23 protein-coding genes and 1 pseudogene are annotated in these 22,565 nt (G+C 65.6%); 12 read left to right on the top strand and 12 right to left on the bottom strand.

Annotation, left to right across the window (positions count from 1 at the left end):
• Positions 1 to 192: 192 nt before the first annotated feature.
• The 6 genes from S58_RS29950 (at position 193) to S58_RS29925 (ending at position 7,189) form a co-directional block, all read left to right on the top strand.
• Positions 193 to 1,461 carry an efflux RND transporter periplasmic adaptor subunit gene (locus tag S58_RS29950; protein ID WP_042341020.1) on the top strand — a complete coding sequence of 423 codons (1,269 nt, stop codon included), beginning with the start codon at positions 193 to 195 and terminating at the stop codon, positions 1,459 to 1,461.
• On the top strand, positions 1,458 to 2,684 hold the full coding sequence (locus tag S58_RS29945; protein ID WP_015669174.1) for an ABC transporter permease: 1,227 nt from the start codon (positions 1,458 to 1,460) through the stop codon (positions 2,682 to 2,684). Before S58_RS29950 ends, S58_RS29945 begins: the two co-directional genes overlap by 4 nt.
• On the top strand, positions 2,677 to 3,360 hold the full coding sequence (locus S58_RS29940) for an ABC transporter ATP-binding protein (protein ID WP_015669173.1): 684 nt from the start codon (positions 2,677 to 2,679) through the stop codon (positions 3,358 to 3,360). Before S58_RS29945 ends, S58_RS29940 begins: the two co-directional genes overlap by 8 nt.
• Positions 3,361 to 3,707: 347 nt before the next feature.
• On the top strand, positions 3,708 to 5,000 hold the full coding sequence (locus S58_RS29935) for an adenylosuccinate synthase (protein WP_015669172.1): 1,293 nt from the start codon (positions 3,708 to 3,710) through the stop codon (positions 4,998 to 5,000).
• A 36-nt stretch (positions 5,001 to 5,036) separates the two neighbouring features.
• Complete coding sequence (locus tag S58_RS29930; protein WP_015669171.1) at positions 5,037 to 6,698, top strand: hypothetical protein; 1,662 nt, start codon at positions 5,037 to 5,039, stop codon at positions 6,696 to 6,698.
• A 53-nt stretch (positions 6,699 to 6,751) separates the two neighbouring features.
• The gene (locus tag S58_RS29925; RefSeq protein WP_015669170.1) at positions 6,752 to 7,189 is read left to right on the top strand and encodes a DUF5413 family protein; all 438 of its coding nucleotides are present in this window, start codon (positions 6,752 to 6,754) and stop codon (positions 7,187 to 7,189) included.
• Positions 7,190 to 7,212: 23 nt separating this feature from the next.
• Here S58_RS29925 and S58_RS29920 read toward each other — a convergent pair whose 3' ends face one another.
• Together S58_RS29920 and S58_RS29915 are read right to left on the bottom strand one after the other, a co-directional pair.
• Positions 7,213 to 7,461: a GCG_CRPN prefix-to-repeats domain-containing protein gene (locus S58_RS29920; RefSeq protein ID WP_015669169.1), complete on the bottom strand. Its 249-nt coding sequence runs from the start codon at positions 7,459 to 7,461 to the stop codon at positions 7,213 to 7,215.
• 31 nt (positions 7,462 to 7,492) lie between these two features.
• Positions 7,493 to 7,738, bottom strand: a complete 246-nt coding sequence (locus S58_RS29915; RefSeq protein WP_015669168.1) for a hypothetical protein — start codon at positions 7,736 to 7,738, stop codon at positions 7,493 to 7,495.
• A 264-nt stretch (positions 7,739 to 8,002) separates the two neighbouring features.
• Here S58_RS29915 and S58_RS29910 point away from each other — a divergent pair, with 264 nt between their 5' ends.
• Complete coding sequence (locus tag S58_RS29910) at positions 8,003 to 8,962, top strand: helix-turn-helix transcriptional regulator (protein ID WP_015669167.1); 960 nt, start codon at positions 8,003 to 8,005, stop codon at positions 8,960 to 8,962.
• Positions 8,963 to 9,025: 63 nt separating this feature from the next.
• A complete protein-coding gene (locus S58_RS29905) occupies positions 9,026 to 9,589 on the top strand; it encodes a DUF4112 domain-containing protein (protein ID WP_042340310.1) in 564 nt (187 codons plus the stop codon).
• Between the two features lie 88 nt (positions 9,590 to 9,677).
• On the opposite strand, the gene S58_RS29900 is transcribed toward S58_RS29905, so the two are convergent.
• The 3 genes from S58_RS29900 to msrA all read right to left on the bottom strand — a co-directional run bounded on the left by S58_RS29900 (position 9,678) and on the right by msrA (position 11,569).
• Entirely contained in the window at positions 9,678 to 9,965 is a 288-nt protein-coding gene (locus tag S58_RS29900; protein WP_015669165.1) for a hypothetical protein, read from the bottom strand.
• Between the two features lie 408 nt (positions 9,966 to 10,373).
• A complete protein-coding gene (gene msrB, locus S58_RS29895; RefSeq protein WP_015669164.1) occupies positions 10,374 to 10,784 on the bottom strand; it encodes a peptide-methionine (R)-S-oxide reductase MsrB in 411 nt (136 codons plus the stop codon).
• A 68-nt stretch (positions 10,785 to 10,852) separates the two neighbouring features.
• Complete coding sequence (msrA, locus tag S58_RS29890) at positions 10,853 to 11,569, bottom strand: peptide-methionine (S)-S-oxide reductase MsrA (RefSeq protein ID WP_015669163.1); 717 nt, start codon at positions 11,567 to 11,569, stop codon at positions 10,853 to 10,855.
• A gap of 839 nt (positions 11,570 to 12,408) precedes the next feature.
• Here msrA and S58_RS29885 point away from each other — a divergent pair.
• Together S58_RS29885 and S58_RS29880 are read left to right on the top strand one after the other, a co-directional pair.
• Positions 12,409 to 13,320, top strand: coding sequence for a LysR substrate-binding domain-containing protein (locus tag S58_RS29885; protein ID WP_042340309.1), 912 nt, complete (start codon positions 12,409 to 12,411; stop codon positions 13,318 to 13,320).
• A gap of 101 nt (positions 13,321 to 13,421) precedes the next feature.
• Positions 13,422 to 14,066, top strand: a complete 645-nt coding sequence (locus tag S58_RS29880) for a glutathione S-transferase family protein (protein ID WP_042340308.1) — start codon at positions 13,422 to 13,424, stop codon at positions 14,064 to 14,066.
• A 276-nt stretch (positions 14,067 to 14,342) separates the two neighbouring features.
• On the opposite strand, the gene S58_RS29875 is transcribed toward S58_RS29880, so the two are convergent.
• Positions 14,343 to 14,552, bottom strand: a complete 210-nt coding sequence (locus S58_RS29875) for a hypothetical protein (RefSeq protein ID WP_015669160.1) — start codon at positions 14,550 to 14,552, stop codon at positions 14,343 to 14,345.
• Positions 14,553 to 15,884: 1,332 nt separating this feature from the next.
• The gene (locus S58_RS29870) at positions 15,885 to 17,279 is read right to left on the bottom strand and encodes a hypothetical protein (protein ID WP_015669157.1); all 1,395 of its coding nucleotides are present in this window, start codon (positions 17,277 to 17,279) and stop codon (positions 15,885 to 15,887) included.
• A 363-nt stretch (positions 17,280 to 17,642) separates the two neighbouring features.
• On the opposite strand from S58_RS29870, the gene S58_RS29865 reads away from it, so the two are divergent.
• A complete protein-coding gene (locus S58_RS29865) occupies positions 17,643 to 17,897 on the top strand; it encodes a hypothetical protein (protein ID WP_015669156.1) in 255 nt (84 codons plus the stop codon).
• A gap of 200 nt (positions 17,898 to 18,097) precedes the next feature.
• On the opposite strand, the pseudogene S58_RS39220 reads toward S58_RS29865, so the two are convergent.
• A pseudogene (locus S58_RS39220) lies at positions 18,098 to 18,234 on the bottom strand (polyphosphate kinase 2); the annotation flags it as partial.
• 196 nt (positions 18,235 to 18,430) lie between these two features.
• Here S58_RS39220 and S58_RS29855 point away from each other — a divergent pair.
• Positions 18,431 to 18,682, top strand: coding sequence for a hypothetical protein (locus S58_RS29855; RefSeq protein ID WP_015669154.1), 252 nt, complete (start codon positions 18,431 to 18,433; stop codon positions 18,680 to 18,682).
• A 9-nt stretch (positions 18,683 to 18,691) separates the two neighbouring features.
• Here the strand turns inward: S58_RS29855 and ppk2 are convergent, their stop codons facing one another.
• The 4 genes from ppk2 to S58_RS29835 all read right to left on the bottom strand — a co-directional run bounded on the left by ppk2 (position 18,692) and on the right by S58_RS29835 (position 22,560).
• Complete coding sequence (ppk2, locus tag S58_RS29850) at positions 18,692 to 19,864, bottom strand: polyphosphate kinase 2 (RefSeq protein WP_015669153.1); 1,173 nt, start codon at positions 19,862 to 19,864, stop codon at positions 18,692 to 18,694.
• A gap of 146 nt (positions 19,865 to 20,010) precedes the next feature.
• Positions 20,011 to 21,120 carry an ATP-dependent DNA helicase gene (locus tag S58_RS29845; RefSeq protein ID WP_015669152.1) on the bottom strand — a complete coding sequence of 370 codons (1,110 nt, stop codon included), beginning with the start codon at positions 21,118 to 21,120 and terminating at the stop codon, positions 20,011 to 20,013.
• 316 nt (positions 21,121 to 21,436) lie between these two features.
• Entirely contained in the window at positions 21,437 to 22,111 is a 675-nt protein-coding gene (locus S58_RS29840) for a NapC/NirT family cytochrome c (protein WP_015669151.1), read from the bottom strand.
• On the bottom strand, positions 22,108 to 22,560 hold the full coding sequence (locus S58_RS29835; RefSeq protein ID WP_377812020.1) for a nitrate reductase cytochrome c-type subunit: 453 nt from the start codon (positions 22,558 to 22,560) through the stop codon (positions 22,108 to 22,110). The genes S58_RS29840 and S58_RS29835 overlap by 4 nt, the downstream gene beginning before the upstream one ends.
• Between the last annotated feature and the right edge of the window lie 5 nt (positions 22,561 to 22,565).

Below are 22,565 nucleotides of genomic sequence, written 5' to 3'. Positions count from 1 at the left end.
TGGTCATGATCATCATGCCTGATTTGCATGAACGATCGCGCAGCGGTTGACCTAGCGCAACATCCTGCTGTCTCGATCCCCTAGCCTTGCGCCCAACGCGCCGCGGGCTGACGGCTGCATCATCATCGCACGAGGAATGGACGGCGCCCGTGACCGGGCACCATCCGCATTGACGGGTTTGTGTTCAAGACCATGGCCGATCAAGCCGCAGCTCTCCCATCCCCCACGAAAGCCGCCGTTGGTCCGACCGTCCTGGCGACGGTCTGGGCGCATCGCTGGTTCGCGCTCGCCATCATCGTGCTGCTCGGCCTTGGCGGCTGGCAAAGCGTCCGCGCCGTGCTCGGCCCGGCGATCGCGGTCGATCAGGTCCGGCGCGGCGATCTGGTCGAAACCGTGGTCGCCAGCGGCCATGTCGAGACGCCGTTCCGCGTCGAGATCGGCAGCCAGATCACCGGCACCGTCGAGGATGTGCTGGTGCTGGAAGGCCAGCGCGTCAGCAAGGGCCAGCCGCTGATCTCGCTGGAGTCGCGCGAGCTGAAGGCTGCGGTGGTGCAGGCCCAAGGCCAGGTGGCGCAGGCCGAGGCGCGGATGCGCCAGCTTGACGAGCTGACCTTGCCCTCGGCGAAGGAAGCGCTGCGCCAGGCGCAGGCGACGTTGCTCAATGCGCAGCAGACCTATGATCGCACCTCGCAACTCACCAGCAATGGCTACGCGACGCGGGCCGCGCTCGACGAGGCGCAGAAGACGCTCGACGTGGCGCTCGCCCAGAAGCGTGCGGCCGAATTCCAGGTCTTCACCGCGAGCCCGGGCGGCAGCGACTACGTCATGGCGGAGACGCAGCTCAACCAGGCGCGCGCCAATCTCGACACCGCGCAATCCCGTCTCGGCTATGCGACGATCTCGGCGCCGCGCGACGGCGTGCTGATCACGCGCAATGTCGAACGCGGCACCGTCGCACAGGCGGGCAAGGCGCTGCTGGTGCTGGCTCCCGCCGGCGATGTCCAGCTCGTGCTGCAGATCGACGAGCGCAATCTCGGCAAGCTTGCGCTGGGGCAGACGGCGCTGGCGTCGGCCGACGCCTATCCGGACAGACGCTTTCCTGCCGTCGTCAGCTACATCAACCCGGGCATCGATATTTCCCGCGCCTCGGTGCAGGTCAAGCTGACCGTCAAGGACCCGCCAGACTATCTGCGCCAGGACATGACGGTGTCGGTCGACATCGAGGTTGCCTCCCGCAAGGATACGCTGGAGCTGCCGGTGCGCTCGGTTCACGATATTACCTCGGGGCAGCCGTGGGTGCTCGGCGTGAAGGATGGCCGTGCCGTCAAGCTGCCGGTGCGCGTCGGCATCCGTGGCAACAGCCATATCGAGATCGTCGATGGGCTGGGCGCGGGCGATGTCGCCGTGCCTGCGAGTTCGGGCGTCGTGACCGGCCAGCGCTTCCGTCCGGTGCTGCCGTGAATCGCTGGCTGCCGTTCGAGTGGATCGCGGCTGTGCGCTTCCTGCGCGAGGGTCGGCTGCAGACATTGTTCATCATCAGCGGCATTGCGATCGGCGTCGGCGTCATCGTGTTCATGTCGGCGATGCTGGCGGGCCTCGAGGCCAACTTCATCAAGCGTGTGCTGACGTCGCAGCCGCAGATTCAGCTGCTGACGCCGGATCAGGTCGCGCGTCCGCTGCGTAACGGCAACGGCGTGATCGAGGACGCGATCGTGCAGCGTCCGAGCCAGCGCGTGATCTCGATCGATCAGTGGCCGAAGATCCGCAATCAGATGCTGGCGATGCCGGAGATCACGGCGGTGTCGCCGACCATCTCCGGCTCGGCCCTCGCCATTCGCGGCGACGCCAGCCGGGCCGTGACGCTGTCCGGCATCGAGCCCGAGAGCTATTTCAAGATCGTGCGCGTGCCGGACTACGTCGTCGCCGGCGAGCCGCGCCTGACCAGCGAGGACATCATCATCGGCACCGAGCTCGCCCGGGATCTCGGCGCCATCGTCGGCGACAAGCTCAACGTCCAGGCCGCCTCCGGCGCCAATCGCGTGCTGATCGTGACGGGCCTCGTCGACCTCGGCAGCAAGGGCGTCAATCAGCGCGCGGCCTATGTCGCGCTGCGCACGGCGCAGTCGCTGCTCGGCATGGTCGGCGGCGTCACCACGATCGACATCACCGTGCAGGACATCTATGCCGCTGAAGACATCGCCCAGCGCATCCAGGCCGCCAATCGCGTCAAGGCCGACAGCTGGATCAAGACCAATGCGCAGTTCTTCACTGCGGTGCGCGCGCAGGAGACCTCGAATACGCTGATCCGGGTGTTCGTCGCGCTCTCGGTCGCGTTCGGCATCGCCGCCGTGCTGATCGTCTCGGTGATTCAGCGCTCCAAGGAGATCGGCATCCTCAGGGCGATGGGCACCTCGCGTGGCCAGATCCTACGCGTGTTCCTGCTGCAGGGCGGGTTGCTCGGCTTCATCGGCTCGCTGTTCGGTGCGGCGATGGGCGCGGGTGCGCTGATCTATTGGCACGCGGTCCAGCGCCAGGCCGATGGCTCGGAGCTGTTTCCATTGATCCTCGAGCGTCGGCTGTTCGTGATCACGGCGCTGCTCGCGACGGTGACAGGGCTGCTCGCGGCGACCGCGCCGGCGCTGCGCGCGGCCAAGCTCGATCCGGTGGTGGCGATCCGTGGCTGAGGCGATCCTGCGTCTGGAGAAGGTCTGCAAGGCCTACAATGTCGGTCTTCCGACCGAGAGCGAGGTGCTGCACGACATTGATCTCGAGGTCGACCGTGGCGAGTTCGTCGCGCTGATCGGCCCGTCCGGCTCCGGCAAGAGCACCTTGCTCAACATCGTAGGTCTGCTCGACCGGCCGACCTCCGGGAGGTTGACGATCAAGGGCCAGGATACTGCATCGCTCAGCGACACGGAGCTCACGCATTTGCGTGGCCACACGATCGGGTTCATCTTCCAGTCTCATCTCCTGATCTCCGCCTTCACGGCCAGGGAGAACGTGATGATGCCGCTGCTGGTCGACCGCGGCTTTCCGGGCCCCGAGATCGAGGCTCAGGCTTCGAGGCTGCTCGACCAGGTCGGCCTGGCGAAATTCGCGGACCACCTCGCGAGCAACATGTCGGGCGGCCAGCAGCAGCGCGTCGCGGTGGCGCGGGCGCTGGCGATGAACCCCGATCTGGTGCTCGCCGACGAGCCGACCGGCAATCTCGACACCAGGTCGGCCGAGGCCGTCTTTGACCTGATGCGCCAGGTCAACCGGGAGGTCGGCACGAGCTTTCTGCTCGTCACCCACAACCTTGATCTGGCCCGGCGCTGTGATCGCATCATCGAGGTTGTCGACGGCCGCATCCAGAGCTGAGAGCGCGCCGGTTCGATCGTAGATTCGCCGCCGTTCGGGTGCTGAATGGAACTGCCCGGATCAATGCGACGCCAGAAGCGTACGGCCGGGTCGCCCGATCCGCAGCCGGGGCGGCAAGAAATTTTGGGGCTTATCAAAGGCTTGGTGGCGCTCTTGTGTGCTCCGACGGCCCGTTCTCGCTTGCCTAGCCCGGCGGCTTCCTTTATCCGGTGGGTCGCCTCGCAAGCGAGCGGTCCCGGCCGCGATTTGGGCTGGGCGCATGGTTGGCCAGACGGGCCCCTCATCGGAAGCGATATCGTCCGAGCTGATCGTGCTGTTTTGGATCAAGGCAGAGGAAAGAGCTGCGAATGGCTAACGTCGTCGTCGTCGGCGCCCAATGGGGTGACGAGGGGAAGGGCAAGATCGTCGACTGGCTGTCGGAGCAGGCCGACATCGTCGTGCGCTTCCAGGGCGGCCACAATGCCGGCCATACCCTCGTCATCAACGGCGCGACCTACAAGCTCGCGCTGCTGCCGTCCGGCGTGCTGCGCACCGGCAAGTTGTCGGTGATCGGCAATGGCGTCGTGTTCGATCCGCAGGCCTTCCTCGACGAGGTCGGCAAGCTGCAGTCGCAGGGCGTCGCCATCAGCCCCGACAATCTGCGCGTCGCCGAGAACGTCACCCTGATCCTGCCGCTGCACCGTGAGCTCGACTCGCTGCGTGAATCCGCCAGCGCGGCGACTGCGATCGGCACCACACGCCGCGGCATCGGCCCGGCCTATGAGGACAAGGTCGGCAGGCGCGCGATCCGGCTGATGGACCTCGCCGATCTCGACACGCTGCCGCACAAGATCGATCGCCTGCTCGCCCACCACAACGCGTTGCGCCGTGGCCTCGGACTGGAGCAGATCGACGGCAAGGTCATTCTGAGCGAGCTGACCGCGTTCGCGCCGAAGCTGCTGCCCTATGCCGAGACGGTGTGGCGGCTGCTTGACATCAAGCGCCGCGAAGGCAAGCGCATGCTGTTCGAGGGTGCCCAGGGCGCGCTGCTCGACGTCGACCACGGCACCTATCCCTACGTGACCTCGTCCAATACGGTCGCGGCCCAGGCGGCCACGGGTGCGGGCCTGGGACCGGGCGCGATCGGTTATGTGCTTGGCCTGTGCAAGGCCTACACGACCCGGGTCGGGCAGGGGCCATTTCCGACCGAGCAGGACAACGAGACCGGGCGCAAGATCGGCGAGCGGGGCCGCGAGTTCGGAACGAACACCGGCCGGCCGCGTCGTTGCGGCTGGTTCGATGCGGTCCTGGTTCGCCAAGCGGTCCGGACCTGCGGCATTAACGGTCTTGCGCTGACCAAGCTGGACATTCTCGATGGGTTCGACACCATCGACGTCTGCACCGGCTACAGGCTGGACGGCAAGGAGATCGATCATTTCCCGGCAGGTGAGGGCGCGCAGGCCCGGGTCGAACCGATCTATGAGACCATCGAAGGCTGGAAGCAGCCGACGGCGAACGCGCGCTCCTGGGCCGACCTGCCGGCACAGGCCATCAAATACGTCCGGCGCATCGAGGAACTGGTGGGTTGCCCGATTGCGCTGCTTTCCACCAGCCCCGAACGCGAGGATACTATTCTGGTCCAGAATCCCTTCGAGGCGTGACGGGACCCGACAGCAAAGCGCGCGAATTGAGTTGATATGGCCGACTACTACCCGCTGATAGCCCGTGCCATTGCCGGATTGGACCCCAACGCTCCCGGGGAAAGCCGGCGTGCGCTTTACGAGCGGGCGCGGGCGGCGTTGATCGCACAGTTGCGCAGCGTCCAGCCGCCGCTCAGCGAGTCCGAGATCACGCGCGAGCGGCTGTCGCTCGAGGAAGCCGTTCGCAAGGTCGAGGCGGAAGCGGCCCAGCGTGCCCGCGAGGCGCAGCGGGCATCCAGCGGCGCCGCCCGTCCGGGCGACGCCCTGCGGCGGGCCGGCGCGCGCAGTCCGGATGCTCCGGCTGCTCCGGCCTCCCCTGCGGCCCAGCCCGCTCCCGCTCCCGCGCCCGACCAGGCCGCGACTGCCGCCTCCCGGCCAAGGCCGGCGGCGCCGGCTGCTGCCCGGGCCGAGCGCCCGCCGCTCGGTGGCGAGACGGCCGAGCTGCGTCCAGCGCGCAATGCGCGACCGGATGCGCCGACCCCTGCCGCTGCTGCACCAGCTGTGCCGCCGCGGCCCCAGCCGCCGCAAACACCCCCGCAGGATGGGGCGGCGCCTGCGCCGCGCGAGCGTCCGGCCGCCGCCCGCCGCGGTGCCCAGGACAACGGCAGTCCGGCAACGCCGCCCGCCATGCGCGGCTTCCGCGATATCACCGCCGACGTCGATGATCTCGGCAAGGCCACCGCCCAGGCCAACCGGGCTGCGCGCAAGACCTACGCCAACGTCCCGGCCACCGACCTCGACCGGCTCGAGGACGACGATGATGACCGGCCGCCGCTGCCCGAGGCGCCATACTCCTATGACGAGTCGGTCCAGGAGGCCGAGCGCTACGCGCTGCCGGCCACCTCGACCCGCCAGCGCGGCACCGCGGAGCGCGAGGTCAAGAAGAAGCCGGAGCGCAGTGGCTCGACCTTCCCGTTCAAGGCCGCCATCGCCGCCGGTATCGTGCTGATCCTGATCGGCGCCGGTATCCTGTGGGGCCGGCCGCTCGTCGGCGCCGTCACCGGCCTGTTCAAGTCGACCTCGACGGTCGAGGCGCCGAAGGACAATGGCGCGCCGCTGAGCAAGCCGAAGATCACCGACCGGGTCGGTCAGTCGCCGTCCTCGGACCAGATCGCGCCGGTCGCGCAGCGCGTCGTGCTGTATGACGAGGATCCCGCCGATCCCAAGGGCAAGCAATATATCGGCTCGGTGGTCTGGCGGACCGAGCAGATCAAGGCGACGGGCACGCAGAAGGCCGACATTGCCGTGCGTGCCGACATCGAGATCCCCGACCGCAAGTTCAAGATGACGATGTCGTTCCGCCGCAACACGGACACGTCGCTGCCGGCGAGCCATACCGCCGAGCTCACGTTCATCCTGCCGCAGGATTTTACGGGCGGCGGGGTCGGCAACGTGCCGGGCATCCTGATGAAGTCCAACGAACAGTCGCGCGGAACGCCGCTGGCCGGCCTCGCGGTCAAGGTCACCGACGGCTTCTTCCTGGTCGGCCTATCCAACGTCGACGCCGACCGGACCCGCAACGTGCAGCTCCTGAAGGAGCGCTCCTGGTTCGACGTGCCGCTGGTCTATACCAATCAGCGGCGGGCGATCATCGCGATCGAGAAGGGGGCCCCTGGTGAGCGCGCCTTCAACGACGCCTTCGCGCTGTGGGGTGACTGAGGCATCGGCACGAGCTTTGCGCGATCGACGGATCGGCGCGGCGGGAGGTTGGCATGAAGCGATACCTGATCTTCGTTGCCGTGGGCCCGGCCCTGGGCGGCTTCGCGCTGCTCCTGGTGACCACCTACTTGTCCGGCTACTGGACCAATACCAATCCGGGTGAAGTCGCCAAGCTGTTCAAGGTCTTCATCACCTCGCTGCAATACAGCTATCTGTTCGGCTTCCTGCCGGCGCTGATGATGTGCGCGATCGACGACATCCTGTTCCATGTCAGGCGCATCACGCCCTTCGTGCGGATGCTGCTGGTGGGAGCGATCGCGTTCCTGCTCGCGGCCTTCAACTACGCCTCACATGGCTCCGAGTATGGGATCGGGCAGTGGATCCTGTACGGGCTGGTCGGCTTCATCCCGGCGACGGTGTCGTCATGGCTGGTGCACAAATTCGTCGAGGAGCCGCAGCCGGCGGTCGCTACTGAGCCGCCGACTGCGTAGCGCGATCGCATGGCCCGACCGGCCTACCTCCCATTGCCGCGGCAGCGGCCGCCGGGGCCGATGTGAAAGCCGCGCGGGCAGGCGTGGGCTGCCGGATAGGCATAGTTGCGCAGGCACCCGCCATACGGGCCGCGATGCCAGCCCGGACCGCAGCCGCCGGCGACCTGGATGACGACAGGCTCCGATCCGGTTTTGATCGCAGCCAGCGGCAGCGCCGATGCGCTGACGGTCAGCGCCCCCAGGAGGATTGTGCCGAGAGTGATGGTTCGCATCGTCGATCTCCGTCGTGTGGATGGTGAATGGCTAGCCGCCGGCCGCGAAGGCGATGCCGGCACGCACCTCGCCGATGGCCTGATCGATCAGCGCCAGCGCGCGCTCGCGATGCCCGCCCTTGTTCGGCGTCGCCTGGGCGAGTTCGGCGCGCGCGGACTGCAGCATGGTGACGGTTGCGGTCATGTGCGGCTGCGCACCGAGAGCGTAGCCGATACCGATGCCGGCCGTGAGGGCGGCGCCGAGGCCGAGCCTGCGGGCAGCGGAAGACAACTTCATTTCATTCTCTCCTTGCGCTCATGCTGTCGACTTGAACGGTTGAGGCCCGCACGGCCTATCGGGCGTGCGTCCCTCCGCATCGCTAGTTGAACCCTTTGCCGCTGTCTTGGACTAATCGGCACGAACCGGCTCGCGATTTGGACTGGTCGGCACTCCCGATCCATTCCTGAAGGCTTGTGGAGATTTCAGCGGCCGTTCATCCTGCGGCTGCCACATTGATCTTGTTGCCTCCAGCTTATTTTCTTTGCCTCGGATTCGATTTCGATGACCATCGTCAGGAAAGCGCTGTCGACCGACATGCTGCCGCAAGGGCTCGACGACAGGCAGCGCTATTTGTGCTTTGCGGAATTGTTCGAGCACTTTTCCAACACCGGCGATCTCGACCCGGCCGACGACGTGCCCTTTCGCGCTGCAATGAACGCGATCCATATCGGCACCACGCTGCTCGGCCGCTGCGACGGCACCTTCACGCGCGTGCGACGAGAGCGACGCCAGGTGCTCGCCACCAACGACGACCGCTATTGCCTGGCGCGCAACGCCGGCAGCCGCGAGGCGATGGTCGTTCATCGCGGACGCGAGTTCTCGCTGCGGCCCGGCGCCATGGTGCTGCTCAAGCTCGACGAGCCGTTCTTCAGCGCCGATGGCGCGAGCCACAAGCGCTTCGTCAACGTGCATCTGCCGATGGTGACGCTGCGGTCGATGGTGCCCGCCGTCGACGATCTCGTTGGGCGGGAATTGGAGCCTGGAGGCGCGCTCTCGCTCGCCATGGACTACAGCGAGCTGCTGCTCGGCCGCCCCACCGCAGCAGACCAGGCGGGCCCCGCGATCGCGCAGCATCTGCTCGACCTGGTTGCGCTCGGCCTGGGCGTGCGCGGTGACGTGATGCTGAAGGCCCGGCGCGGCGGCTTGCGCAGTGTTCGCCTGAGCGGCGTGCTCGCGATTCTGAACAGCCGCTTCGCCGAGCCGGATTTTTCCGCGCAGAAGCTCGCCGCCGCAGCCGGCCTGTCCGAGCGCTACGTCAATGACCTGCTGCATGAGGCGGGCGCCGGCTTCTCGGCCCGCCTGAACGAGCTGCGCCTGCGCAAGGCCATGGACCTGCTGGCCGGCGATGTCCGCCGGATCAGCGACATCGCCTTCGCCTGCGGCTTCAACGACCTGTCCTATTTCAACCGCTGCTTCCGGCGCCGCTTCGGGCTGACCCCGACCGGCGCGCGGGGGCGATAGGCGGGACCTGGCGGCAGTTCGACGCAACTTGTGCCCGGGCTCGCGCGTTGCCATGTCATGGGTATGCAAGACCAGATGTCCACTTCCCCCCGCCGCGCCTCCGGACGTGCTTCGCAGGCGCGTTTCAACGCCAATGAAGTGCGCGGACCCGTCATCGACCAGGACGGACGGGAGGTCCCGCAGGGGCCTTTTCAAGGATCTTTTCAAGGCGCGTTCAATGGCGCCTTCGAGGGTCCTGGCGGCATCCGGTTCGACTTCCAGACCGCCAATCCGTTCGGCAATCTGACCCGCGAGCAGCGCATCACCAGGCTCGAGGCGGTGGCCAAGCTGCTCGATGTCGCCTTCGTGCTGCCGGGCACCAATATCCGTTACGGCATCGACGGGATTATCGGCCTGATCCCGGTGGTCGGCGACCTCATCGCCACCGCGCTGTCGCTGTGGCTGGTGCGCGAGGCCCGCGCGCTGGGGGCGCCCTGGCACGTCATCACCCGCATGCTCGGCAACGTCGCCGTCGAGGGCGTGATCGGCATGGTGCCGGTCGCGGGCGACGCGTTCGACGTGCTGTTCCGCGCCAACATGCGCAACGCCAAGATCCTGCGGCGCTGGCTCGACACCCAGCCGCGGTGAAGAGGCGAAAAAGCCGGCAAAGAGGTCCCCAGAAAAAAACTGCCCCGCACGAGGCGGGGCAGGGTGTCGTCTGATGGTCTGGCCGGCGTCAGGCCGCATCCGCGTCGGGCGCCTTGTCTTCGACGGCCCGCCGCGGTAGCGGAAACGCTTCGCTCTCGTACAGGGTACGGATGCCGTTCTGGTCGAACCTGGCCTCCTCGACCTGCAGATAGGCGCCATTCAGCGAATCCGACGGCAACTCCTCCATGGCGAAGCGCACGGCTTCGGCCGCGGTGCCGAACCGCCGATACGCAAAGCCCGCCCGCTTCTTCTTGCGAATGGCGGCGGGAAACAGTTCGGCAGAGGTGTTGAAGTTGAACGGACGCAGTGGACGCATGGTCTGAGACCTCTTCTTGTCGGCTTAAAGCGCTGACGCGAGCTTTCGAACGATCAAGCTTGGCAATGACGCCAGCGATTGCGGGTGGAGGGCGGTTGAAGCCGCTCCAGGCGGCCCGGCCCTGCATGTCAGTTACGCCCCCTAATATAGGCTGATTTGGCAGAAATGCGAATCCTGCCCGGTCACATCGTAAATCTTGCCTGCTGCAGGGTCGAATGAAATATCCAGATTTTTCAGTAACTTAATTAGTCTGCAACTTGTGAATGCAGAGGAGCCCCAACAGCAGAGCGAAAATCTCGCCCTGCGCCGAAGTTTTTGGACCCCCTGTGGCCTCCTGCGGTCGCCCGCCGGCGTCCCGGTACCGTCCAAAAGACGGGCCGGGCACCGGCGGCATTCGCCGCAGACGGATCAGCGCGGCTTGAGCTTCAGCGCCGCCGAGTTGATGCAGTAGCGCAGGCCGGTCGGCCCCGGTCCATCGGGAAACACGTGACCCAGATGGCCGGAGCATTTCGAGCACAGCACCTCGGTACGGACCATGCCGTGGCTGACGTCGGTCTCCTCATCGACGTGGCTCTCCGCCGCCGGCTGGGTGAAGCTCGGCCAGCCACAGCCGGAATCGAACTTGGCGTCGGACTCGAACAAGGTCTGGCCGCAGCCGGCGCAGGCATAGGTGCCGGCGCGATGCTCATGCTCGTACTCGCCCGAGAAGGGGCGCTCGGTCGCCTTCTCGCGCAGCACGGCATATTGCATCGGCGTCAGCTCGCGGCGCCACTCCGCCTCGGTCTTGACGACCTTGTCGCTCGTCTTGGTGTCGCTCATGTCAACTCCTCCGGCGGACCCGTCTGGTCCGCCCTGTCGTTTGCGTCAGCCGGCCGCAGCCCGCCGCTTCAGTTCGTCACCTTGGCGTCGCTGACCAGCGTCGGCTTCTCGATGTAATTCTCGGCGAAGATCTTCTTCAAATTTTCGATCTTCGGCAGATCGTTATAGGCAATATAGGGCTGGCTCGGGTGCAGCGTCAGGTAGTCCTGGTGATAGGCCTCGGCCGGGTAGAACGCCTCGAGCTTACCGATCTTGGTGACGATCGGCTTGCCGAACACCTTGGCCTTGTCGAGCTGGGCGACATAGGCCTCGGCTACCTTCTTCTGCGCCTCCGACGTCGTGAAGATCGCCGAGCGATATTGCGTTCCGCTGTCCGGGCCCTGGCGGTTCAGCTGGGTCGGGTCGTGCACCACGGAAAAGAAGATCTGCAGGATCTTGCCGTAGGACACCTTCTTCGGGTCGAACTTCACCTGGACCGATTCCGCGTGGCCCGTGCTGCCGCTCGACACCGTGCGGTAGTCGGCCGTGGCCTTGGTGCCGCCGGCATACCCTGAGACGGCGCTGACCACGCCTGCCGTGTGCTGATAGACGCCCTGGACGCCCCAGAAGCAGCCGCCGGCCACGACGGCGGTTTCCAGACCGTCGCTCGCCGGCTGGTCCTGGGCCGGGGGCGGGATCACGACCGCTTCCTCGGCGGCGTGCAGCGGCTGCCAGGCCACGATGCCGGCGGCCGCGATGGCGCCGAGCACGGCTGTTTTCAGGAAATGAGAGCGGGTGAGGCGCATCTTGGGATCCTCGCTGGGGTGACTTGTCTCGTCTCGCCGGCCGTAAAGATTGGCCCGGTCCGGCCTCTGTCGCAAGATACGTCGCTTGCCCGCCGACGTTACGAGAGGCGTCACACGACTGCGTGAACGGGCTGGGCTGGCGCACGGCGCGTCGGGACCGAATGCTGTTGTGCGACCTCAGGCACAACCAATCGTTCTCGCGGCATGACGGCCCGAGTGATGCTCGATCGTTGTCCCTCCGAAATGGCGGAGGGCGCAGGGAAGGCCGGACCTCGACTGAGGCCCGTGGCCCCCGTGCGAACAAAATGCACGGGGCAGGAACCACAGGTTCAGCCGGACGACCCGGCCCTCCCTGCGCGACAGTTTACGGCTTATACGTGATCTCCCCGGGGACCGGCTTGTTTGCCCCCGTCGCCGGCGGATCATCACCGCCCGCTTGGCCTCAGCGTCGGGAGGCCAGGACCACACGATTTCACCGTCCGCGCGTGCCGTTCGTCCGCAGGCACGAGACCCGCTGCGACACGCCGCGTCCATCGCATTCCGCCGCAACGCCCGTGACGATCGCGATACGTCCCCACCGAGCGACGAAACGGGCGGAGAATAACCTCGATTTTTGAAAATCGGAAGCGATTTATGTTTTTCGGAAGTGCTTGACAGCGTTTTCGCGTGATTTGCCCGTCGGCAGCGGCGGTGCGACAGAGACATCTTGAAGTGGACTTTGAAGTGGACGGGCAGCACCGGGTTTGGCGGCAGGCGACTTCAGACCGGTCGCGATCATACCTCACCTCGGTTCGCTTGGCCGCTCGATCTTCTGTCGCAGAGGCCGTACACTTCGTCTCATGCGGCGACTTCCTCTGAAGAACATCGAAGCGTTCGTGGCGGTGGCGCGGGTCGGGAGCCTGGCGCAGGCGGCACTGCGGCTCGGCCTGACGGTGCCGGCGCTGAGCCGGCGTATCCAGTTGCTGGAAGCCGAGTTCGGCACGCGCCTCTTCGAGCGGCAGCCTCGCGGGGTCACTCTCACCGAGACAGGGCGCGACTATTTTGCCGCGCTCGATCCGGCCTGGGAGAGCATGGCGCAGGCGACCGAGGTCGTGCGGACGCGCGGCCGGCGCAACGTCCTCACCGTCAGCGTCATGCCGACATTCGCCGCCAACTGGTTGATCCCGCGCCTGCAGGACTTTCACGTGCAGCACAAGGCCGTTGAGATTGCGGTCGAGACCTCGGCGGACATCGAGGATCTCACCGCAACGCCTCGGATCGACTGCGCTATTCGTCTGGGCTGCGGGCCATGGCCGGGGCTCGATTGTGAGCCGCTGCTCGCCGTGCATGCCGTGCCGGTGGCGAGCCCGCAATATCTCGCCAAGGCGGGACGATGTCGCGAGCCGCGCGCGCTCCTGCAACAGAAACTGATCGGCACCACCCACCAGATCGAGTTCTGGCGGGAGTGGTTCGCCGCCGTCGGCCTCGACGAGACGCCGCGCGACTGTCTTGCTTTCGACAATCTGCAGGTCGTCTACGAAGCGGCGGCCGCCGGCATGGGGATCGCGCTTGGGCTCGACCCGGTGGTCCGGCCGTTCATCGCGAGCGGGCGGCTCGTGCCGCTCTATCCGAACACTGTGCGGCTGCCGCGGCAGTTTCATCTCGTCTATCGCAGCGATGCTGCAAAGTCCGGGCGCGGGTTTGCGCCTTTCCGCGACTGGCTGTTCGCGGAGGCCGCGGCCTGTGCCGGCGAGCCGCGAGTCCGGCCATAAGAAGTCGCCTTGCAAAAAGCTGAAGGCGCCGGGCCGGATTCTGAATGGTCCGATGTTCCGAAGTCGCTTAACTGGGCGGCGTTCGCGGAGTGATCGCTGAGATGACGACCTATCGCCTGCATTACTTCCCGGAGTCCGGAAACAGCTACAAGCTGGCCCTGATGCTTGCGCTGTGCGGCCAAGACTTCGATCCGGTGTGGACCGATTTCGGCGGCGGCATCACCTTCACGGCGGAGTGGCGCGCCACTGTCAATCCGATGGGTGAAATTCCGGTGCTGGAGGAGGACGGCGTCCGCCTTACTCAAACGGCGCCGATCCTGCTGCGGCTGGCGGAGCGCTATCGCCGGTTCGGCCCAGGCGACGAGCAGGAGCGTTTCGAAATGCTGCGCTGGCTGTTCTGGGACAACCAGAAGCTCTCGGGCTACATGGCGACCTATCGTTATCGCCGTGCCTTCACGCCGTCGTCCGACGAGAAGGTGCAGACCTTCCTGCGCAAGCGGATCGATGATTTCCTGTCGATCCTCTCAGGCGAGGTGACCCAGCGACCGTTCATCCTGGGTGAACGGCCGACCATCGCCGACATTTCGATGTGCGGCTATCTGATGTTTCCGGTCGAGGAGAGCGGCTACGATCTCGCGAGCCGCTTTCCACCGGTTGGTGCCTGGATGCAGCGCATCGCGGCGCTGCCGGGCTGGCGCGCGCCCTACGATCTGCTGCCGGGCGCGCGCCTGAAGCGGTACGTGTGACGGGGCGATGATGGCATCTCGCTTCGTCGCAAGTCCGACCGTGCCGGTGCGAATCCCGGTCAGGATTGCGATCGCGTGCGGGACGACGTTCGCTTTGTAGGAGAGGCTCGCTCCTTCGATCAGCACGAGGCCGATGTTCTCACCCGGCGCGACGCGGCGCCGATCAGCCAGGATGACGGCTTGGACCCACGGCGAGCCGTAGGCGTCGGAAGTCTAAGATGGCGAACTTTGACGGATCGATCGCGCGGAGCACGCGGGTGTTGTCAGCGCAGAGTATCAGCCGACCGTCGGTCTGTCGCTTGAGATTGCAGCCGACGTAGTGCTTGGCTTTCCGCCATACACGGCGCTTTCGATGCCTTCGCTGCCTCGGCGAGATGTATTCCGCGATTTGGCGCCGATCGCGTTGTCGACCGCCTTGGTGCCGGAGCCCTTACCGTTCTTGGATTGGTTGAGCTCGAACGACACACGGTCATCGGTCTTGAGCATAGTCAGCGTAACGCGGACGCCTGAAGGCCCCTCAAACACTCAGAGGAGACTAGATCTACAAGCTGATCTGCAAGAAGTGAGAACCAGCCCTCGCGCGTCGCTGACCGCGTCCGCTGCGCCCGGAAAATGCGGGGTGCCTCGCTATGCTGGCAAAATTCTATTTGGGTTTTGCAGTGCGCTTAGCCTGATGCTCGACGAGAGATACTCATCCCACGTCTGCGCAGTTCCTGCCTGATGAGGCCGTGGTGCTACAAGCGGCTCGAAGCCTTTGGTGGCGAACTCTTCCATGAAGATTTCATTGTCGAAACCATCCGAGCACCTACGCCCCCGCCCTATTTTTCTGAACCGTACGAATGGTCAGCTTCGTCCAGCACACGTCACGAACGGTTGGAGATTCTATGCTCACCACTCCAAGTGACTGAAGATACGGCAATTTCGGAAGCCAAACGTGGCGCCTTCAAGTCGCAGACTGCTGAGAAACCTCGATAGGTGAGGCGCCAAACTTTAACGCAAGGGACTACTTGGCGGGCAGCAATTCGCGTTGCGAAAAGGGGCCAAGACGGTGCTCAATGGGGGCTAGCGCGCTTCACTCTGAGTCGGTTCGAGTTCAGTAGGAACGTACTTAGATCTCGGCCCGTTGCAGCAGTGCGGCGGAACCTACGTGGAAAGGGATCATGTACAACGATTCGTTGTTCAACGCTTTTGCTTGATCGGATCTCGCCGCGTGCAGTGCTGAACCTTTGAAAGGAGGTGGTATTCGTGGAATTGGCAAGCGTTGGGTTCACGCTGGGCCCTATCAGCGTCACCGGTACCGGTGTTGCCGGTACCGGTGCCGCGGTAGTGATCGCGATTGCAGTCATCGTCTGGCTGGTGAAGGTGGGTCCCTCTCGCCAGATTTGACTTAGTCCGATCACCCGAGGTTGACGCCAGCGGTTAAGGCCGCTGGCGTCAATGTATCCTGACTGTGAATCTCGAGAAGCACAACAAGCCTCGGCAAGGGCCGTTCCTGCGCTGGGCGTAAAAACCCAAGCGCGGGATCAGACTCCCCTAATCAACTCATCCCTGAGCCTTGCGTCGTCCAAAGCCTCATCGCCCAGGACAGCGGCCTCGTATCGCTCGCCCCAAGGCAAGCGCTCGTCGCCGGCCAGCACCGCGTAGCGCCGGGCCGTCGCCATGAACTCCGCCGCAGCTTGTGCGCCTCGCCGATGCCGAGCGGCTTGTCGTCTGTGCCGGGCACGACAGGTGCCCTCCCGCGCGCGCTTTAAGGGTGGGTGCAGGAATGCAACAAAGGGCCGGCGCCGTCAGCCCGGTCCTCCGTCGCGGATCACGCCGTTACGGCTTCATCGCCGTTGCGCCGGGAACGCGGAACAGGTCGAGCAGCTGTTTCGACTTGCGCGGGTAGGCGTCGAACAGCTGGAAGTCCAGGTCCTTGCTGCCTGCGAACTTGCCGTGGCAGTTGATGCAGCCGTTCGGCTGCTGCGGGCTCTGCATGTAGGTTTCGAGCGTCGTGTTGGCGAGGAAGGGCGGCTGGGTCGGCGTGCCGATCGGCACACCCTTGCCGGCCCATTGCGCATTGACCAGCCGGTAGTACTGCCAGACATTGTCCGGCCGCAGCGTCTTCAGCGCGGTCTGGTAGATCGTGCTCTTCGACGCCGCGACGTCATCGAGCGGGATCACGCGCATCACCTGGGTCGGCGTGTTCGATCCCGTGGCCGGCGGCTGATTGACCTTGCAGCCGGTGCAGCTCGGATTGAAGAAATTGTACTTGGCGCCGGTCGGAATCGTCTGCCCCTGGGTCGGCGCGTTGTCGACCTGCTCGAACGTCGCCCACAGCCATTGCGGCAGCTGGTCGGTCTTGATCACGACATGAAGGCCGACGAGGCCGAGCTTCCTGGCTTCGCAGCGCTTGGTCGCGGGATCGAACACCAGCGCGTCCGTCGTGTAGAAGCGGGTGGCGTCGTCGGGCTGGCGGCTGCCCGATCCGCCCAGCACCTTCCACGCGGCCTTGACCTTGACCGTGGCGGAGCGGTCCGTGGTGTTGGAGGACGCCGGAAAGGCGATCTTGGCGCCGCTCTGATTGCGGCTGTCGTAGAACTTGTTGGTGACGACGTAGTCGTAATAGACGCGGTTGAGCTTGACCTCGTACCAGACGTTCTGCCCGTTCTGGTCGACGAGGCGGTTGCCGTCGGACTGCTTGTCGCCGCCGATCAGCACGTCGCTGATCTTTGCGGTGCGGACCAGGGTGCGGCGCGCCGCGGCCGGATTCTCCTTGGCCTGGATCAGGCATTGCGGCGGGATCCGCTCGGCGGCATCGAAGGGCGCGGGCTTGACCGGCGGATCGAGATAGATGTCGTCGGAATCCTTGTAGGTCTCCCACACCACCGGGCCGGTCGGCATGGTCTTCTTGCCGCCCTCGGTCGTGTAGGTGAAGCCGCCGATGACGTTCTCGCGGTCGGGGACGCCGCGCTCGACGATGGGGTTCGGCGCCGGCCAGTTCAGCGCGACGAAGGAGTCCCAGGCCATGTTGTCGACATAGACCTGCAGGCCGATGGCGCCGACATTCTGGGTCACGATGTCGGCCGGAATGTCCGGGCTGAAGACGTAATAAGGCGGCGTGAACTGCCGGCCGTTGACGGTGGGCCCGGCCGGCGCGTCCGCCTGCTGAGCATGGGCGAGGCCGACTGGCAGCAATGCCAGCGCGGCCAATGCAATGAGCTTTTGTCTCAAATTGACCTCCATCGGAAGACTTTGGTGATTCAACCAGTGGATTATTATCACGAAGGAATCGCTCAAAAGATGAGCCAGTTCACACATCCCGAGGTTCTCTCGGACGCTCCCTCTGCGCCCGCCAGGCCGAAGGAGGCGCTGTTCAGGCAATCGCGGACATCCGGACATCAACGCTTCGTCATGCATCGAATGGTTGCGTACCGGTCGCGCGGTCGTGATGCCAATGCGTGGAATTTCGACAGGCCATTTCCTATCTCACCCCACGAGCGATGAGGCGATCGCGCCTCTGACGGGAATGATCCCCGGCGAGAGCACCCTCCAATGAATACGCGATCTCCGCAGCGCAGAGATCGGAGAACAATCATGACATCTTGGAAGACCTTGACGGCAGCACTGCTGCTGTCGGCGATAGCGGCTGCGCCTGCGTCAGCTCAAGGCTGGTTCTGGGGCCAGCAGGAGCCCGGGGCATTTCAGGCCATGTATCCTAACCGCGACGTGCTGAACGGCGGCGAGTTGACGCCGGCAGGACGCATGGGACTGGTGCGGGCCTATGGCGCCGCGCCGGTTTATCCGCCGTCCGCCGATCCACGGCCGTACGACCGGCTGCCGCGGCGCTGATGACGCATCGGATTGTGGTCGTACGCCGGACTGTCGGCGTTTTCGCGCCGGTCGTAGGGTGGGCAAAGCAGCCGCCGCAAGGCGGCAGCGTGCCCACCGTCGTTCCGCGAACTCATCAGCAGGATGGTGGGCACGGCGCCGCTGCGATCTCGCGTGAAGGCAGAGCGCGGCGCGCCTTTGCCCACCCTACGAACTTCGCCTCAGCTCGCATGCTTCTCGCGCTCGTGGATGACGCTGGCTCGGCCGGCGATGAGGTCGTCGACGTGGCCGATGCGCGAGACGTCCTTGCCGGCATAGACAGGGAGTGCAGCACGCAGCGCATCGCGTCCAGCCGCGCGCTGCAGCGTATCGCCGCGTTGCCCGGCTGGAAGGCACCCTATGATCGGCTGCTCGGGCAGCGACTGCCGCGCTGCGTCTGAGAGAGGGGCGCGATCATGAACGGCCGTCGGCTCGCGCAGTCGTGATTGGGGCGCCGCCTTCGCCTGCCTACATCATCGCTTGCGCGAATTGGCGCGGAACAGGGAAGACCAATCATGATCGCATTGAGGAGCCTGCCGGCAGCTCTGCTGATGTCGACGTTGGCGGCCACCGCGGCCCCGGCGCAATTCTCCGAGCCGGCGGCCTATGAGGCCATGCACCCCGAACGCGATGTGCTCAATGGCGGTGCGCTGACGCCGGCAGCGCAGGCTGAGCTGGCCCGCCGTGGCGCGTCGGCCTTTCCGAATGCAAATGCAGCGATGCCGCCGGCCGATCCCGAGAGGCCGCATCGGCGTCATCGGCGCTGAGCGCGGCCTTCAGCTCGCATGCTCCTCGCGCTCGTGGATGACGCTGGCACGGCCGACGATGAGGTCGTCGACATGGCCGATGCGCGAGACGTCCTTGCCGGCGTAGGGCAGGGAGTGCAGCACGCAGCGCATCGCGTTCAGGCGGGCGCGCTTCTTGTCGTCGGACTTGATCACGGTCCACGGGCAGTCGGCGGTGTCGGTGGAGAAGAACATCGCCTCCTTGGCCCGGGTGTAGTCGTCCCATTTGTCGAGCGAGGCGGTGTCGATCGGCGACAGCTTCCACTGCTTCAGCGGATGCGCCTCGCGCTCCTTGAAGCGGCGGCGCTGCTCGTCGCGGCTGACCGAGAACCAGAACTTGATGAGGTGGATGCCGCTGCGCACGAGATTGCGCTCGAACTCCGGCACCTGGCGCAGGAACTCGTCGTACTCGACCTGCGAGCAGAAGCCCATCACGCGCTCGACGCCGGAGCGGTTGTACCAGGAGCGGTCGAACAGCACGATCTCGCCCGCGGTCGGCAGATGCTCCACATAGCGCTGGAAATACCATTGGCCGCGCTCGACGTCGCTCGGCTTGTCCAAGGCCACCACGCGGGCGCCGCGCGGATTGAGATGCTCCATGAAGCGCTTGATGGCGCCGCCCTTGCCGGCTGCGTCGCGGCCTTCGAACAGCAGCACCAGGCGCTGGCGTGCGTCCTTCATCCAGTTCTGCAGCTTCAGCAACTCGGTTTGCAGGATGAATTTCTGCTCCTCATAGTCCTTGCGGTACATGCGGAATTTATAGGGGTAGCCGCCGCGGCGCCAATCTTCGGCGAGCTCGTCGGAGGTGTGACGCTTGTCGGGCTTGGCCTTGCCCTCGATCAGCGCCTTCATCAGCCTGGCATCGTCCGGCGCGGCGCCGTCCAGCATCGCCCTGACCGGCGCGGAGTTCGGGTCGAGGGCCGGCGGACCGTTGAGCACGGTCTCGAACGCCGACAGCTCGGTGATCTGCGCGGCCTGCATCGATTCGTCCACCAGCGACTGCCCGATCGGATCGAGCTTGGCGGCGGACTGCCGGCGCGCGACACGCGCCGTGGCGCTCGCGCGCTTGGTGCGCTGACCGTTGGAAGCCTTGTCTTTCGTCGACTTGTCTTTAGTGGACTTGCCTTTCGCGGTCTTGCCTTTCGTGGTGTTGGACTTTGCCATGCGATCCCGCCGCCTGCTGCTGGTTTAACAGAGATGTGAATCGATCTTTATCCGCCAAGGACCCTGCGGCAGGTTGACGTGGATCAACCTGCCGCAGGTGGGTACCACCAAGGCGAGCAAAATCGTCTCGCGCGGTAAAGCCGGCGTTACACCACGATCGACAGCCGCTTCGCGGCGCGGGTGATGCCGGTGTAGAGCCAGCGGGCGCGGCTTTCCTGGAAGGCAAAGCTCTCGTCGAACAGCACGACGTCGTCCCATTGCGAGCCCTGCGACTTGTGCACGGTCAGCACATAGCCGTAGTCGAACTCGTCATAGGGCTTGCGCTGCTCCCACGGGATGTCCTCGATGCCGCCGGCGAAGCATTCGCCGCGCACCGAGACTTTCGTCACCTTGCGTCCCAGATCCTCGTCGGGCGCAACGCGCATGGTCACGATCTTGGACTTGGAAGTGGCGCGCGACTTCACCCGCCACAGCCCGCCATTGAACAGTCCCTTCTTGCGGTTGTTGCGCAGGCAGACCAGCTTGTCGCCCGCGACGGGCAGGGCGTCTTCGATATCGAGGCGCTGCCGGAAGCGGTTGTTGTAGGCGCGGCGGGTGGCGTTGCGGCCGACGAGAACCTGGTCTGCCTCCATGACGCGGGACGGATCGAGCTCGTGGCGCTCGACCACCTCGCTCTCGCCGTAGCGGCCGATGTCGAGCGTGTTGCCCTCGCGCACGTCCATCGACATCCGCACGATCGGATCGTCCTTGGCCTGGCGATGCACCTCGGTCAGCATCACGTCGGGCTCGCTCTCGGTGAAGAAGCCGCCGCCCTTGACCGGCGGCAGCTGGGCGGGATCGCCGAGCACCAGCAGCGGGCAGTCGAACGACAGCAGGTCGCGGCCGAGATCGGCGTCGACCATCGAGCATTCGTCGATGATGATCAGCTTGGCCTTGGAGGCCGGCGCGTCGTCCCACAATTCGAAGTTCGGCTGCTCCTCGCCGCTCTCCTGCGCGCGATAGATCAGCGAGTGGATGGTCGAGGCGTTGTCGCAGCCCTTGCTGCGCATCACCAGCGCCGCCTTGCCGGTGAAGGCCGCGAACTTGACCTCGCCGTCGACGTCCTCGGCAATATGGCGGGCGAGCGTGGTCTTGCCGGTTCCGGCATAGCCGAACAGGCGGAACACCTGCGGCGTGGCATTCTTGCCCGGCTTGGCCTTCAGCCAGTCGCCGACGGCCTTGAGGGCGGAATCCTGATGCGGGGAGAAGGTGGTCATGGCTCACAGGAATGGAGCCGCGCGGCGACTCGGGGACATTCCGTGAACCTAAGGGCTGCGGGCGGGAGATCAAGCGTTGATGCGGGCCAGGGCTGCCGCCTGCTGTGCGCTGAAGGCAATCGATCGTTCAGGGGGCACCGAGCGCGAGCGGCGCATGCGGTGCGCTCCCTCCCCCCTTGTGGGGGAGGGCTGGGGAGGGCTGGGGAGGGGGGCTCCGGGCGACACTGCCCGCGTGGACCCCCACCCCCGACCCCTCCCCGCAAGGGGGAGGGGAGCATACCGCGGTCGCGGCAGCTGCTCGGGTCGCTCAAGAAGACTACTGCCAGCCCGGCACGCCGCGCATGTCGGGGAGGTGGTGCGCGATGCCCTTGTGGCAGTCGATGCAGGTCTTTTCGCCGGTGAACAGGAAGCGCTGGTGGGCCTCGACGGCACGCGGCGACTGCTTGGTGATGTCCATCGACTGCGCGCTGTGGCAGTTGCGGCATTCCAGCGAATCATTGGCCTTGAAGCGGGCCCATTCGTGCAGCGCCAGCTCGAGCCTGCGATCGGTGAACTTCTCGCGGGTGTTGATCGAGCCGAACAGATGGCCCCAGACCTCCTTCGAGGCCTGCATCTTGCGCGCGATCTTGTCGGTCCAGTTGTGCGGCACGTGGCAGTCCGGGCATGACGCGCGGACGCCGGAACGGTTCGAGAAGTGCACGGTCGATTTCAGCTCGGCGAACACGTTGTCCTTCATTTCGTGACAGCCGGTGCAGAACTTCTCGGTGTTGGTGATCTCCAGCGCGGTGTTGAAGCCGCCCCAGAAGATCACGCCGGCGACGAAGCCGGCGAGCACCAGCACGCCGAGCCCGAACACCGAGCTCGGCTTGAGCAGCACGTCGATCAGGTCGAGCACGAACTGCCAGGTGCGGCGCACGAAGCCGAGCCGCTTTTCGGGGGCGGGGTCTTTGGCGGGGTCTTGGGGCCCGCCCGATGCTTCGGCGCTGCTCATCGCGCACCACCGGGCTTGGCGCGGGACAGCATGGTATCGATGTCGACGAAGTCGTTGCTGACAGGCGGATTGGCTGTGCTCTGCGGCACGTGGCACTGGGTGCAGAAGAAACGGCGCGGCGACACCGACGCCAGGAACTGGCCGTCACGATCCATGAAATGGGTGATCGACAGCATCGGCGCCTTCGATTCCGCGGTGCGCGCGCGGGCGTGGCAGGACAGGCATTTGTTGCCCTGCATGTCGACCTGATAGCCGTCGATGGCATGCGGAATCACCGGCGGCTGCTCCGGATAGTTTCGCACCTCCCTCTCGGCGGTGTTCTTCATCGGCTGGATCGGCGGCGCAGGACCTTCGTCGTTAAGCGGCGCAGAGCCGCGCAGGGACGAAGAGACGCTCTGGGCGAGCAGCGCGCTCGAGCCGGCCGCAACGCTTGCCGCGATCAGCATCATTGCAA

The sequence above is a fragment of the Bradyrhizobium oligotrophicum S58 genome, from assembly GCF_000344805.1.
Lineage (GTDB): Bacteria > Pseudomonadota > Alphaproteobacteria > Rhizobiales > Xanthobacteraceae > Bradyrhizobium > Bradyrhizobium oligotrophicum.
The sequence above is the reverse complement of the archived record's forward strand: the minus strand, read 5'-3'. Positions and strand labels throughout refer to the sequence as shown.